Raw genomic sequence first — 13,856 nt, 5'->3', positions numbered from 1 at the left:
CGCCTGCTCGTGCCAGTAGCTGATTCGGTGACGGTCCGTAACACCGTCGCCTACGCCGTTGAACAGGCCGAATCGGCGGCCAAAGAGGGACAACAACAGATATCGCTGCACCTCGTCGCCGTCGCAAGCACGCGCGCTGTTGACCCTGACGCCCAGACGGAACTTGGCCAGGCAAAGGACCTGCTCGACCGAATCGAGGTCTGGCTCGACGAAGACCTAGGTGCTGTCCCGCCGTCGAATCTCGACGTTGAACTGGGCGTCATCGGTGCCGACCGCTACCTGTTCAGCCCCGGTGATTACGCCGACGCAATTCTGACCTACGCCGACGAACACAGCATCGAACGGGTCGTCCTCGATCCGGAGTTCAACCCGGGCGGCACGACGCCGATGCTTCGGCCGCTCGAAGTCGAACTCGTCCGGGGCGATATCGAGGTCGAGACCGCGCCCGTCGAGCGGCCAGCGCGGTCGACCGCGCTTGCTCGCGCCGCGACGCTCCCAAAGTATCTCACCATTTTCGGAACCTCGTATCTGTTTTACATGCTGTTGAGTTCGTACAAACCGCTGGATTTCCTCACTGGCGCGATAACGGCGACGATTGTCACTGCGTTGCTTGCACCGATCGCGTTCAGCCGCCAGCCGTCGCTGACACGGGTTCCGAGACAGCTCGCACGGCTGGCGATTTACGTTCCGTACCTGCTCAAGGAAATCGCCGTCGCCAACCTCGAAATCGCCTACGTCGTCTTGCACCCGTCACTGCCTATCGACCCGAAGATGGTCGAACTGGAGGCCGCCATCTGGGGAGACGGACCAGTGACGACGCTTGCAAACAGCATCACGCTGACGCCCGGGACACTCACCGTCAGCGTCTCTGAGCAGGCGTTCGATATCCATTCGCTCACCGGCAGTGCCCGAGAGGACCTGTTCGACGGCGGCCTCGAACGAGCCGTCCGGTTCGTTTTCTACGGCCGGGAGGCAGCAGCGATTCCCTCGCCACGCGAGCGAGGACAGGGGGACGACGGCGCGGTCGAGGGCGATATCGGCGACCCGGAGGTGGCCGACGATGATTGAGTTCGAAGCGGCACTGTTGGCTATCGCCGGCGCGTTCGTCCTGTTCGCTATCGTGGCGCTGTACCGTGTGTTCGCAGGGCCGACAGACCACGACAGAGTTATCGCGGTCAACGTGATGGGGACGAACACCGTCATCGCAATTGCGCTCGTCTCCGGCGCGCTCGATAAGCCGCTGTTCCTCGATATCGCGCTCGTGTACGCCTTGCTGAACTTCCTGCTCTCGATAGCGTTCTCGAAGTTCAACGTCGAGCACGGAGGTGTGCTATGACGCCGACAGAGTGGGCGATTGTCGCGCTCGCGCTTGTCGGGGCGTTCTTCGGCGGCGTCGCCTCAATCGGAATCGTGCGGCTGCCTGACGTGTACACGCGCGCTCACGCGGCATCGAAAAGCGACACGCTGGGAGCCGTCCTCAGTATTGCTGCCGCCGCGCTCGCGATTCAGACCGACCTCGCGACTATCAAGGCCGTCTTCCTGCTGGTGTTTATGTTTCTGACGAACCCCACCGCCGCCCACGCTATCGCCCGGGCGGCACAGGACCAGGGTATCGAGCCGTGGACCACCAGCGATGAGGAGGGGAAGTCATGACACTCTCTCTCATCGAGGGCTTGTTGCTGGTGTTCGTGCTGGGCTGTGCTATCGGTGCGGCCGTACTCCGTGACGTGCTGGCGTCACTGATGGCGTTTGCTGCCTACAGCCTCGGCATTTCCATTATCTGGGTGATGCTTGAGGCCCCCGACGTGGGGCTGACCGAAGCGGCTGTCGGGGCCGGAATCATGACGATACTGTTCATCCTGGCGCTGGCAAACACCGTGCGGCCACAGGAGAACGGCCTGTTCGAGTCGATCAGCGTTCGAACCGTCGTGCTGGTCGGCGCGTTCGTCATCGTCATGGTTGCGACCGTGCCGTCGCTGCCTGCCGTCGGTGCGGATGGCGCTGCGAACCCCGTTGTCAGCGGCGACGTAACGCAGTACTACCTCGAAAACGCCTACGAAGACACGGAAGTGAAAAACGGTGTGACGGCAGTGCTCGCGGCCTACCGTGGGTTCGACACGCTGGGCGAGGCCGTGGTGGTCTTTTCGGCCGGCGTCGCGGCGCTGACCGTCCTCAGACAGGAGGTGTTCGCATGAGTAGCGACGAGCGTACCGGGCTTTACGTCGAGAGTACCATCATCATGACGACGGTGCGGGTCGTCGCGCCGTTCGTACTCACCTTCGCTCTGTTCGTGATGTTCCACGGGGCGAACTCCCCCGGCGGCGGCTTCCAGGGCGGAGTCATCGCCGGGTCGGTCGTGATGATGCTCGCCTTCGCCTACGGTATTGACGCGGCTCGAGAGTGGCTCGACGTTCGCGTCGTTGCCGCGCTCGCGTCCGGTGGTGTGCTCACGTTCGCAGCCATCGGGCTGGGAACGATAGTTCTGGGCGGGAACTTCCTCGAGTATCACCTGTACGAGCAGTTCATCTCGCATGTGGTCGCCTACGCCATCGAGCTTGTCGAACTGGCCATCGGTGGTATCGTCGCCAGCGTTGCCATCGGCCTCTTTTTCCTGCTCGCGGCGGGATTCGGCCACGCCGTCGATTCACCGGAGGATGAGAGCTGATGTTTGAACTGCTGAACTCACATTACAACTACTTCGCGGTGATGCTGCTGCTTGGCATCGGCCTGTATATGCTCATTGAGTCTCGGAACCTAGTAAAGAAGATCATCGGGATGAATATCTTCCAGACAGGCATTTTCCTGTTTTTCATCACGCTCGCGTTCCGGGCCGGCGGGAACCCGCCAATTATCAAGGATGGTGGTGGCCCCTACGTCAGCCCGCTCCCGCACGTGCTCATTCTGACCGCTATCGTCGTCGGGGTGAGCCTGACCGCGGTGGCGCTTGCGCTCATTATCCGCATCTACGCCGAGTACGGCACGCTGGACGAAGACAAACTCAAACAGCTCTACTATGATTGAACAAATCCCTGTGTTGCTGGTGGTCCTGCCCATCGTCGGCGGCGCGATACCTTTGGTCGCTAGCCTTGTCAGCGAGCGGGCAGGGTGGCCAGTCGCGACGCTGACGCTCGTCGTCCAGGCCGGCCTGGCCGGACTGCTCGCGTGGACTGTCAGCACGAGCGGGACTGTGTCCTACGCGGTCGGTGGTTTCGCCGCCCCGTACGGTATCGAACTCGTCGTCGACGGCCTCTCAGGGGCCGTCGCCGTGCTCGTGGCCGTCGTGTCACTGGGCGTGCTCGCGTACGCTCGACAGGCCGGCCCACATTCGGGTCCCTTCTACGGCCTGTACCTGCTTCTGGTCGCCGGCCTGACGGGCATGACGGTCACTGGCGACGTGTTCAATCTCTACGTGTTCCTCGAAATCACGGGGCTTGCGGCGTACGGCCTCGTGGCGAGCGGCCGGGACGCCAGTGCCGCCGTCGCGGCGCTGAAATACCTCATCATCGGGACCGTCGGGGCCTCACTGTACCTGCTTGGCATCGGCTACCTGCTCGCGGCGACAGGCACGCTCAACATGGCCGACCTTGCGGCGAAGCTCGGGGAGATGGCGGCGTACGACTCGACGCTCGTCCTGACCGGGTTCGGGCTGATGGTCGGCGGACTGACGGTGAAAGTCGCCCTGTTCCCCTTGCACACCTGGCAGCCCGACGCCTACGCGAACGCGCCGGACACGGTGAGTGCGTTCATCTCCGCGCTCGTCTCGACGGTCTCGGCGTACGCGCTCGCCCGCCTGCTGTTCTCTGTGTTCACTGTTGAGTTCCTGACGGCTGTGCCCGTCGCTCGCTGGGCGCTGGTCGGGCTGGCCTGCGTGAGCATCATCGCGGGGAGCGCGCTCGCCGTCTCGCAGGACAGCGTTCAGCGGATGCTGGCGTACTCCTCAGTGTCACAGTTCGGCCTCGTCGTCGCCGGGTTCGCCATCGCCACCCCGCTGGCCGTCGTCGGCGCGACTGTCCACCTGCTCGGCCACGCAGTGATGAAGGGTGGATTGTTCGCTGCGACGGGCATTATCGAGCGCAAGACGGGTGCGACGACGGTGAACGGCTACGCCGGGATGGGGAGCCGCGTCCCGGTTTCGGCGTTTGCCTTCGCCGTGCTTTCGCTGGCGATGGTCGGCGTTCCGCCAGCAGTCGGTTTCGTCGGCAAGTGGTACATCGTCCTCGGCGCGGTCAACGCCGAGAACTGGCCCGTCGTGGCCGTCTTGCTCGCGAGTACGCTCCTGACGCTGGCGTACTTCGCCCGCCTCGTCGAGCGGCTCTACTTCGCCGAGCCGACCATCCACGCGGAACCCGACGAGGCACCCGTCACAGACGGGAGCGGACAGGCGGTCTCGTTCGGGATGATCGCCGTCGTCGTCGTCGCGGCCGCACTCGCAGTCGCGCTGACCGCAGCCGTACCGGAGTTGCAGAGAGTGCTCGAAGAAACGCTTCCACCCCTTCTAAACCAATGACTGAGTCGCTACGCCCAATCCTGGCAATCCTCGTCTCGGCGGTGGCTATCCCCGTGATTCTCTCGCTCAAACGACGGCCGAATCTGCGAGAGGGGGTGACCCTGACCGTCGCGTTTGCGAAGTTCGCGATCATTGCGAGCATGGTCCCCGGCGTCCTGAGCGGAACGGAGTACGAATTCGTCATCGGACAGTTCGCCACTGGTATTGAACTGGCGTTCACCGTCGATCCGCTTGGGCTGCTCTTTGGCCTGCTTGCGAGCCTGCTGTGGATCGTCACGAGCTTCTACAGCATCGGTTACATGCGCGGGCTGGACGAACACGCCCAGACGCGCTATTTCGCCTCGTTCGCCGCCAGTCTCGCATCGGCGGTCGGCGTCGCGTTCGCGTCGAACCTGCTGACACTGTTCGTCTGCTACGAGCTACTGACGGTGTCGACGTACCCGCTCGTCACCCACGACGAGACCGACGAGGCCCGCGCCGCCGGCCGGAAGTACCTCGCGTATACCTTCGGCGGTGGGGTCGCAGTCCTCGGTGGGACTGTCCTCGTGTTCGTCCTCGCTGGGACGACCGCGTTCACGCCGGGCGGGCTCGAAGGTCTCGCGACAGCCGACCCGACGCTGGCACGGGCGGCGTTCGCCCTGTTGGCGGCCGGCTTCGGCGTCAAGGCTGCCCTGATGCCGATGCACTCCTGGCTCCCGGACGCGATGGTCGCGCCGACGCCGGTGTCGGGTCTGCTCCACGCCGTCGCAGTCGTCAAGAGCGGTGTGTTCGGCATCGCTCGCGTGGTGCTGGACGTGTACGGAACCGGGACGATGGAGCAACTCGGCGTCGGCCTCCCGCTCGCCGCGATTGCGGCCTTTACTCTCCTGACAGCGAGTATCATCGCACTCAGGCAGGACAACCTCAAGCGCCGGCTGGCGTACTCGACGATCAGCCAGCTATCGTATATCGTGCTGGGACTGGGGCTGCTCCACGGACAGGCGCTGACCGGTGGACTGCTTCACATCCCCGCCCACGCGTTCATGAAACTCACCCTGTTCTTCTGTGCTGGCGCGATTCACGTCGAGACCCACACCGACGACATCAGCGACATGGCCGGAATCGGGAAGCGGATGCCGCTGACGATGGCCGCCTTCGCCGTCGCCGCGGCCGGGATGGCCGGGATTCCGCTGGTCGCTGGCTTCGTCAGCAAGTGGTATCTCGTCATCGGTGCGCTGAGTCTCGAAAGCGGTGGGCTCGTATTCGCCGCTGCGTTGCTGGTCTCGGGCGTCCTCAACATCGCGTACTTCTGGCCCATCGTCTATCAGGCGTACTTCGAGTCGCCGGAGAGCCACGACGAGAAGCCACTCATCGAGGGACCATTCGGCGGACGAGACGAGATTCGGGCCGACGGCGGTGAGGACCACGACTCGGACGCTACCGGCGGTCACTCCGACGAGGACGAGGTGCCGAAGCCGGAACACGTTGACCACCTCGGGAAACACGACGAGGAGCACGAACATCACGGCGGCCCCCCCGCAGGGGGCTGGGACGACCGTGGCTGGCGCGGCGGCGAGAGTACGTGGTTTATGCTCGGGCCAATTCTCACTGCGGCCACGCTGTCGCTCCTGCTGGGGACAGTGCCGTACACCGCTGTCTTCCTGCGGATCGTCGACACCATCGTCGGTAATCTTCCGGGGGTGATGGCCTGATGTCGATGCTTACAGCGGTTCCGCCAGTCGTCGTCCTACTGGCGCTGGCAATCGTCGTGTCCCGACTCCCGCGGCGTGCCGGTCACGCGGTCGGTGCGCTCGTACCAGCGCTCGCGGTGCCGTGGGCGGTCATGGTCCCTGAAGGTGCACATCTCCATGTAGACAGCTTCCTCGGGTTCGAAGCCGTCCTGCTGAACGTCGACCCGTTCTCGCGGCTGATGGGGATCATCTTCGGGCTCATCGCCGCGGTTGCTGTACTCTACTCCTACGCCAGCGAGGCGGACACGACACAGACGGGGTACGCGCTCTCGTACGTCGCGACCAGCTTTGGAGCCGTCTTCGCCGGCGACTGGCTGACACTCATCTTCTTCTGGGAGCTGATGGCCATCACCAGTACGCTGCTGGTGTGGCATTACGGCGGCAGGGCGGTCCGGGCCGGCTTCCGGTACGCCCTGCTACACGGACTTGGCGGCACGCTGTTGATGGCCGCTATCCTCCGGCACTACGTCGCGGTGGAGACGTTCCTGTTCGCGTCAGTGCCGGGCGGTCCGGAAACGGCCGGCATCACGTCCGGACTGGCCGCCGCGCTCGCAGCCATCGGTATCGGCGTCAACGTCGGCTTCATTGGCCTGCACGCGTGGCTACCAGACACCTATCCGCGCCCGCACATCGCCGCTAGCGTTTTCCTCTGTGTGTTCACAACCAAGACCGGCGTCTACGGGATGTACCGCGCGTTCCCCAACGGCCACGAAGCCATCGCGTACATGGGCGGCGGGATGGCTATCTTCGGCGCGCTGTTCGCACTGTTCCAGAACGATATGCGGCGGCTCCTCTCGTATCACATCCAGTCGCAGGTCGGGTACATGGTCGCCGGCGTCGGGATCGGGTCGTCACTGGCTCAGGCTGGCGCGTTCGCCCACGTGTTCAACCACATCCTCTACAAGGGCCTGCTGTTCATGACCGCCGGTGTTGTTATTTACCGGACCGGGACGGAGAGCCTGAAGAAACTCGGCGGTCTCTGGCGAGAGATGCCAATCACGGCAGGTGCATTCTCCGTCGCTGCGCTATCTATCGCTGGCTTCCCCGGCTTCAACGGGTTCGTCAGCAAAGGGATTATCATCTCCGGGAGCCACTATACTTTCAGCAAAGGACCGCTCCCGGTGGGTGAGTTCTATACGCTCGAGTGGATGCTGCTGCTGGGCGGCGTCGGCACATTCATGTCGTTCATCAAGTTCGGCTACTACGCGTTCTTCCACGGCGAGTACGACAGCAGCGTCCCGGACGCGAACCGTCTGCAGAGCGTCGCAATGGTGTCCGTAGCCGCGCTCTGTATCATCTACGGTGTGTACGACACGGCACTGTTCACCATCCTTCCGTTCGACGTGACGAGCGGAGCAGTCGTCGACCACGTCTACAAGACCTACACTATTCCCCATCTCATCGAGGGAGTCGTGCTCGCTGTCCTCGGGCTGATCGGCTTCGCGGTGACAAAGAAGCCCCTCTCGAAGCTCGGACGGGTCCCGGACGTCGATTCGCTGTACAACCCGGCTATCTTCTACGGGTCTCGTGGTCTCGTTGTTGGAGTGACCGAACTGTACGCCGCCGTAGACCGCGTAGTGGTTCGGGCCACGAGCATCGTCACGCAGACAGTGACTTCCCCGGACGACGTTATTCAGCGGCTCCGTGACGACGATAGTCTCGTGCATCCGATGCGGGCCGGCATCGGACTCAGCATCCTCATTCTTGCAGTATTCGTTACGGTAGCGCTGCTGGCCCTTTCATGAAGATTCAAAAACATCTTCTGCGATAATTGCGTACTAGATCGGCCGTATCTGGTTTCAAACACCCAAAGAATAGCTGTTAACAGACAGGGTAATTACAGTTTCTGATAATACAGGTGCAGACTTATATAGCTCCATAGCCACGATTCGGTAAGCACGGCATAACAGGGGAACCTGTTGATGCGTGCGGACAAGACAATGGAACTCAAACGATTCTTCAACGACGACGATGCTGTGTCGCCGGTCATCGGGGTCATCCTGATGGTCGCAATTACGGTCATCCTCGCGGCCGTTATCGCAACATTCGTCCTCGGTCTGGGCGATCAGGTCAGCAACACGGCACCGCAGGCTAGCTTCAGTACGGACTACGACTCAGATAAGGGCGAGGTTACGGTAACTCACGACGGTGGTGATTCGATCAAGGCAAGCAACCTCTACTTCAGAGGGAGCGGATTCGGATCCGGCGCTGCTACTAATGAAATCGATAGCAATAACCAGCAGTGGCCGAGTGCCAACGCCAGCAGTAACAGCAAAGTCGTTGCAGGTGACAGAGTCGCTGTCATGGTCTCTGGCGATAGCTACGACTTCAGCGTCGTCTACGAGTCGGCTACCGGCGACAACTCCGCAACACTCGCCACTGCATCCGGACCTGACGCATAAGCTCGCGACATATCGTTTTTTCCGGCAGTGAAATCCGTGAGTTTATAATTGATGGACACCCTGATGTTCGCTGTATTCCCTGCGATGGGTGGTGGGGACTGGAGAGAATAATATGAGCAAGCAGGTAGAACGGTCGGACTCCGCTGGGGACGACGATCTTTCAAAAGGCGAAATATTCGACGTACTGCAGAATGAGCGGCGTCGGTACACGCTTCAGTATCTACGAGAACACGACGGGCCAGTACAGCTCGGCGACCTTGCGTCACACGTCGCGGCACAGGAGTACGACTGCCCGAACACGGCTGTCACGAGCGCCCAACGGAAGCGTGTCTACACCACGTTACAGCAGTCTCATCTTCCGCGGATGCATGAGACGGGTATCATCGACTATGACGACGAGAACGGGACGATCTCAAAGACAGCACACACGGAGGAGCTCACTGTCTATCTCGAAATCGTGCCGGGAAGCGAGTTCCCCTGGCGCGAGTACTATCTCTCGCTCGGCGCGGTCAGTCTAGCAATCGTGACGATTCTCTGGGTCGGCGTCTACCCGTTCACGGTCATTCCACCGCTGGTCTGGGCCACGCTGATCGCGATTGTGCTCAGCGTCTCCGCAGGCTATCACACCTACGCTGGTCGTGAGATGACTCTGACCGAGTATGTGGCAGAGGAAGCCGAGTCCGACAACTAAACTTCTGTTTATTTCACGGTGTTCATTGTTTCGTTTGTCTTGGTTAGCGCTGAACTATTCATGCAGCGCTATATCAAATTTCGGCGGTACAGCCACCCTTGAAGGCTTTCAAGGCAACGTTGAACGGCTAAAACGTGCTGTGTGTATAAGTGGGTCCCTCTCATGTGGTTGAAGCAGCACACCCCGCGAGCCAGTAAGGAAATCCTTCAAACTATAGGGGTTTCCTACTCGGGTCACGCTCGCGGTGTGCGTCGAACAAACCATGGATATCAAACAACTCATCCACGACGACGACGCAGTGTCGCCGGTCATCGGGGTCATCCTGATGGTCGCAATCACGGTCATTCTGGCCGCAGTAATCGCCTCCTTTGTGCTTGGTCTCGGTGACCAGGCACAGCAGGCCACGCCGCAGGCTAGCTTCTCATGGGAATATGAAGCTGGAGAAGCTGAGTCTGGGACTGCTGATGGACTTGTTACTGTCACCCACGATGGTGGAGACAGTATCGAAGTAAGCAGTCTGTACATTCGTGGAACGTTTGGCAGTAACAGTGGTACATCAAGTAATGGAGACTGGACAAGCCACGAATCATATACCAGTTCCGGCTCGGACGTCACGGCAGGCAGTAACGTAGAAGCAGACGTTGACAGTAACTACGACCTTCGAGTGATTTACGAGCCTCCGGAAGGCGATACTTCCGCAACGCTCGCTCAGGACACCGGTCCGGACGCATAATCCATCCATCAATTTTGTTTTTAATTTTTAGTTAATGAGCGGTGTCACCGCTATCTTAATTCTGGCTTTACAGAACCCAAACCTCTCACTCGCTGGGATATATACTCGTTGCTTTCTTCACTTTATTGCAGCACTTACATTTTTCTTGAGCACCGAGCGCCACTCTCTGTGATTGGATAACCAGCTGTGAGTGATCTCCTAACGTCGGAGTTGCCCATATAGAATCAGACACGAGAAGACGCCACGACACTTTTATTGCCAGATATCTAGTGACTGGTAACAATGGAAAAAATGCGGGCCATTACCACCAGTGTAATCGCCATTATACTCGGCGTTACACTGCTTTCCGGCCCGCTGGTCCCCGGCGTAACACTGGCAACGGAGCCGGAGCCAGTCGCACTAGAAACTGGCAACGTCACGGTTTCTGCAGTCGAAATGCCTGAGAAAGTAACGCTTGAGAAAGGGTCCTACGGGGCGGCGAGCTACTACCTCGATGCGCCACCGGTCCGCATACAGTTCGCGAATCGAACCGGACAGCCGACACTCGTCTACGAACTCACAATCGAGGAACTGGGGTACACGCGGACGACGAATCACTTCTTGGACGACTCGACCGGTGACACGTACGACCTGACGCTGGCGTCGGACACGTTCACCGACGGGGAGATCAAGCGCGAACAGTACAACGGCACGGTGGCCGTGAGCAAGCGCGACGGGGCGGGCCACGGCGTGGTGGCGACGCGCAACGTCACGATATCGGTGGTCAAATGACGGCAACAGAGTTTGTCGGACGTCTTCGACGGCGGACGCCCGCCCTCTCAAACACTCGCGAGACAGCGTACGCTGTGCTGTTTGGCGACCGGCTCGGCCTGATCGTGTTTCTCGCGACAGTCGTGCTGTTCGGGCTGGTGTGGCGGACGGCGTTCCTGATAAACGATTCCTACACGCTGGCGAATGGGCTGTACAGCCTCTCAAACGGACAGCTAGCGATGACTGAAGCTGCCTACGGCCCTGGACTCAACACGCCGGGGGCAAATAACTACGGCGGCCAGTGGCACGCGCGAAACTACGGCGTCATTGTCCTCTCGCTACCGCTCGTGTTCGTGCTTGACCTGCTCACCACCATCGTCGAGCTCCGCATTGCGTTGGTCGCGCTCTGGTCGCTCGCGCTGTTGGCGCTGGTGGTCCAGTGCAGTTACTACACCGACGACGACTGGATTCTCTACGGCGGTACTGTCGCCGTTCTGGGACTGTTCGGGCTGAACGTGATACTGGCCCAGCCACTCGACGCCGGTCGAATCCATCTGTACGCGCTGCAACTCACGCATCTCCTCATTGCGGCGTTCACGCCGGTGGTTCTCTATCGGCTCCTGAGCCGGATGCAAACACGTCGGCTGGGGCTCCTGAGCACCGTGGTGCTCACGGCTGGGACACCGCTCGCGTTCTGGGCATCCGTGCCGAAGCGCCACGCCGTCACCGGGACAGTGGTCGTCTGCATCGCGTACTGCCTCTATCGGAGCCGCAAGCCAACAGATGGGGGAGTCATCACAAAGCAACAGACCTTCCGCGCGCTCGCCTACGCGCTGGTAGGACTGTATGCGTGGGTGCATGCGCCGGAAGCGCTCCTGCTCTGTGTCGCCCTGGCGCTGGTCGACCTCCCGACAGCACCGGACAACAGTCCGCGAACGCTCGCTCGTATCGGCGTCGTTTTCGGCCTCTCCTTGCTGCCGTTCGTTATCACTAACGTCGTTATCTCGGGCTCTCCGGTTAAGCCCCCGCGATTGATTGCCCGCGGTGGCTCTCTGGGCGGCGGTACTGCGAGCAGTGCAAGCGGTGGCGGCGGTAGCGGCGGCAGTGGTGGCTCTGGCGGATTGCTTACACCGCTGGCACCGCTGCTTGGACCCATCGAGAGCGGAATGCGTCCACTGCTGTTGCTGGGCGGTGAACTCGCGTCGGGATTCAAAGCGCTCCAGCAGCAACCAGATGACGTGTATCACGCCTTCGTCCGGTCAGGAAGTGCAGGCGGTGCGCTTGATAAGACCGGCGAGGAATCCGTCAACCTCTCAGTGCTCGAATCCGCGCCGGTTCTCGTCGCCATCGCCGGTACACTCCCGGTCGTCCGACGATTGCGTTTGCCATCGTCGATAGCTGACCGAACACTCAGTGCCGACCGCGTCGTGGACGCGTTTGCCATAGCGGCATTCGTCGGCGTTATCCTGCTGTACAACAACCGCTTGCCACTGCACGCGCAGGTGACTGCCCGGTATCTGTTCCCCCTCTACCCACTCGGCGTGTATCTGCTTGTGCGGCTTCCAGCGGTACGCCAGACTCTCGCAGACCACTGGCACATGTTCCTCTGGGCAGTTGCAGGAACAGTGTTTATCGGCGGGCAGCTGACCGTAGTGTTCGTTGCGCTGACGGTGAACGGTATCGGCGAAGCGTTCCAGTTGCACGCGCTGCTCGCGCTTGGCGTTGCTGTCCCACTCAGTATCTGGGCGCTGTGCGGTCGCTCCAAAGGTCGAACCGGGCAGGTCGGTGCAGCGCTTCTCGGTGCTGCAACGGGTGTAGCAGCTGTGTTTCTACTCCTAACCACCGTCGAGTACTACGCACTGGGTGATGCACACCTCCTGCCGATGATGCGAGCACTCGGTGAGCTGCTGACGCTCTACTGAGTCGGTGACGGAGAATTTTAGTACGGGCTTGTAGTACCGCCAGCATGGACCGACTCAAGAAGTCCCTACTCGAAGCGCCAATCATCGAGAAGGAAGGCTATCACTACTTCGTCCACCCCATCAGCGACGGGGTCCCGATGCTTCGACCGGAACTTCTGCGTGAAATCGTCATCAAGATCATCCGGAAGGCAGAACTCGACGACGTCGACAAGATCGTCACACCGGCGGCGATGGGTATCCATATTTCGACAGCCGTCTCGCTGATGACCGATATCCCACTCGTCGTCGTCCGAAAGCGCCAGTACGGGCTTGATGGAGAAGTATCACTGTCACAGGTAACTGGCTACTCCGAGAGCGAGATGTACGTTAACGACGTGTACGAGGGCGACCAGGTGCTCGTGCTCGACGACGTGCTCTCGACCGGCGGGACGCTAGCCGGGCTCACGGGCGCGCTCGAAGACATTGGCGCTGACATCCGCGACATCGTCTGTGTCATCAAGAAGGCCGACGGGACGAACAAGCTTGACGAGGCGGGCTACGACGCCAAGACGCTGATCAACGTCCAGGTCATCGACGGCGAGGTCACTATCGTCGACGAGCACGGCGACGACTAGAACGGCTGTTGATACGGTTCCTGTAGGTCGCACCAGTACTCACAGCCGTGGGAGCGTCCCTCCAGAGCGGTGAGACACGGCGGCGGGATACTCAGAGCAGCCGACAGCGTCGTAGCGTATGACAGAAGACTTGAACCCGTTCAGGCCACACGCTCCAGCAGCTCGCGAGGCGCATCAGGCATACTGGACCACTCCAGTCGCTCACGGATTTATGAGCGACAGAATATAGCGGGGGGTAGATTTGAACAACGCGAGCCCCTCGCTACCGCTCGGCGTTCTCTCGTTCAAATCTACTGGCCAATAATTGCCGAACTCAGCGGCGCTCGGCGATGAAACGCCTCGCTGGAGGAGTGAGTTCGGCAAAATGATAGCGGGAGGTAGATTTGAACTACCGATCTGCGGGTTATGAGCCCGCCGGAATCTCCTGGCTATCCCATCCCGCTACCTTCTCGTAGTTCGGTCCCCTCATTAAGGGTTGTGATTCGAGTGCCGTCCGTGAGTTAGTAA

Annotated in this window: 15 protein-coding genes and 1 tRNA gene; 15 read left to right on the top strand and 1 reads right to left on the bottom strand. The window is 60.9% G+C overall.

Translation table 11 applies throughout. The annotated features are described in order from the left end of the window. Positions 1 to 3: 3 nt before the first annotated feature. The 15 genes from BVU17_03695 to BVU17_03625 all read left to right on the top strand — a co-directional run bounded on the left by BVU17_03695 (position 4) and on the right by BVU17_03625 (position 13,349). Positions 4 to 1,068 carry a cation:proton antiporter gene (locus BVU17_03695; GenBank protein ID AUG48829.1) on the top strand — a complete coding sequence of 355 codons (1,065 nt, stop codon included), beginning with the start codon at positions 4 to 6 and terminating at the stop codon, positions 1,066 to 1,068. Further along, on the top strand, positions 1,061 to 1,336 hold the full coding sequence (locus tag BVU17_03690; protein AUG46666.1) for a cation:proton antiporter: 276 nt from the start codon (positions 1,061 to 1,063) through the stop codon (positions 1,334 to 1,336). Before BVU17_03695 ends, BVU17_03690 begins: the two co-directional genes overlap by 8 nt. Continuing rightward, complete coding sequence (locus BVU17_03685) at positions 1,333 to 1,653, top strand: Na+/H+ antiporter subunit G (protein ID AUG46665.1); 321 nt, start codon at positions 1,333 to 1,335, stop codon at positions 1,651 to 1,653. The genes BVU17_03690 and BVU17_03685 overlap by 4 nt, the downstream gene beginning before the upstream one ends. Beyond that, positions 1,650 to 2,195 (top strand): cation:proton antiporter, encoded by a 546-nt coding sequence (locus tag BVU17_03680; GenBank protein ID AUG46664.1) that lies wholly within the window; start codon positions 1,650 to 1,652, stop codon positions 2,193 to 2,195. Before BVU17_03685 ends, BVU17_03680 begins: the two co-directional genes overlap by 4 nt. Beyond that, entirely contained in the window at positions 2,192 to 2,665 is a 474-nt protein-coding gene (locus BVU17_03675) for a cation:proton antiporter (GenBank protein AUG46663.1), read from the top strand. Before BVU17_03680 ends, BVU17_03675 begins: the two co-directional genes overlap by 4 nt. Further along, positions 2,665 to 3,021 carry a cation:proton antiporter gene (locus BVU17_03670; protein ID AUG46662.1) on the top strand — a complete coding sequence of 119 codons (357 nt, stop codon included), beginning with the start codon at positions 2,665 to 2,667 and terminating at the stop codon, positions 3,019 to 3,021. The genes BVU17_03675 and BVU17_03670 overlap by 1 nt, the downstream gene beginning before the upstream one ends. Continuing rightward, positions 3,014 to 4,507, top strand: a complete 1,494-nt coding sequence (locus tag BVU17_03665; GenBank protein AUG46661.1) for a cation:proton antiporter — start codon at positions 3,014 to 3,016, stop codon at positions 4,505 to 4,507. The genes BVU17_03670 and BVU17_03665 overlap by 8 nt, the downstream gene beginning before the upstream one ends. Then, the gene (locus BVU17_03660) at positions 4,504 to 6,198 is read left to right on the top strand and encodes a cation:proton antiporter (GenBank protein ID AUG46660.1); all 1,695 of its coding nucleotides are present in this window, start codon (positions 4,504 to 4,506) and stop codon (positions 6,196 to 6,198) included. Before BVU17_03665 ends, BVU17_03660 begins: the two co-directional genes overlap by 4 nt. Further along, the gene (locus BVU17_03655; GenBank protein ID AUG46659.1) at positions 6,198 to 7,982 is read left to right on the top strand and encodes a Na(+)/H(+) antiporter subunit D; all 1,785 of its coding nucleotides are present in this window, start codon (positions 6,198 to 6,200) and stop codon (positions 7,980 to 7,982) included. Before BVU17_03660 ends, BVU17_03655 begins: the two co-directional genes overlap by 1 nt. Positions 7,983 to 8,177: 195 nt before the next feature. Then, the gene (locus BVU17_03650) at positions 8,178 to 8,639 is read left to right on the top strand and encodes a type IV pilin (protein ID AUG48828.1); all 462 of its coding nucleotides are present in this window, start codon (positions 8,178 to 8,180) and stop codon (positions 8,637 to 8,639) included. Between the two features lie 112 nt (positions 8,640 to 8,751). Continuing rightward, positions 8,752 to 9,330 (top strand): hypothetical protein, encoded by a 579-nt coding sequence (locus BVU17_03645; GenBank protein AUG46658.1) that lies wholly within the window; start codon positions 8,752 to 8,754, stop codon positions 9,328 to 9,330. Between the two features lie 262 nt (positions 9,331 to 9,592). Next, on the top strand, positions 9,593 to 10,063 hold the full coding sequence (locus BVU17_03640) for a type IV pilin (GenBank protein AUG46657.1): 471 nt from the start codon (positions 9,593 to 9,595) through the stop codon (positions 10,061 to 10,063). Positions 10,064 to 10,345: 282 nt separating this feature from the next. Continuing rightward, a complete protein-coding gene (locus tag BVU17_03635; protein ID AUG46656.1) occupies positions 10,346 to 10,834 on the top strand; it encodes a hypothetical protein in 489 nt (162 codons plus the stop codon). Continuing rightward, on the top strand, positions 10,831 to 12,735 hold the full coding sequence (locus BVU17_03630) for a hypothetical protein (protein ID AUG46655.1): 1,905 nt from the start codon (positions 10,831 to 10,833) through the stop codon (positions 12,733 to 12,735). Before BVU17_03635 ends, BVU17_03630 begins: the two co-directional genes overlap by 4 nt. A gap of 44 nt (positions 12,736 to 12,779) precedes the next feature. Continuing rightward, positions 12,780 to 13,349, top strand: coding sequence for an adenine phosphoribosyltransferase (locus tag BVU17_03625; protein ID AUG46654.1), 570 nt, complete (start codon positions 12,780 to 12,782; stop codon positions 13,347 to 13,349). Between the two features lie 368 nt (positions 13,350 to 13,717). Here the strand turns inward: BVU17_03625 and BVU17_03620 are convergent. Beyond that, positions 13,718 to 13,792, bottom strand: a tRNA-Met gene (locus tag BVU17_03620). Positions 13,793 to 13,856: the final 64 nt, after the last annotated feature.

Origin of the sequence: Haloarcula taiwanensis (assembly GCA_002844335.1) — an archaeon.
Classification (GTDB): domain Archaea; phylum Halobacteriota; class Halobacteria; order Halobacteriales; family Haloarculaceae; genus Haloarcula; species Haloarcula taiwanensis.
Note: the sequence above shows the minus strand (reverse complement) of the source record. Positions and strands in the feature narration are given on the sequence as shown.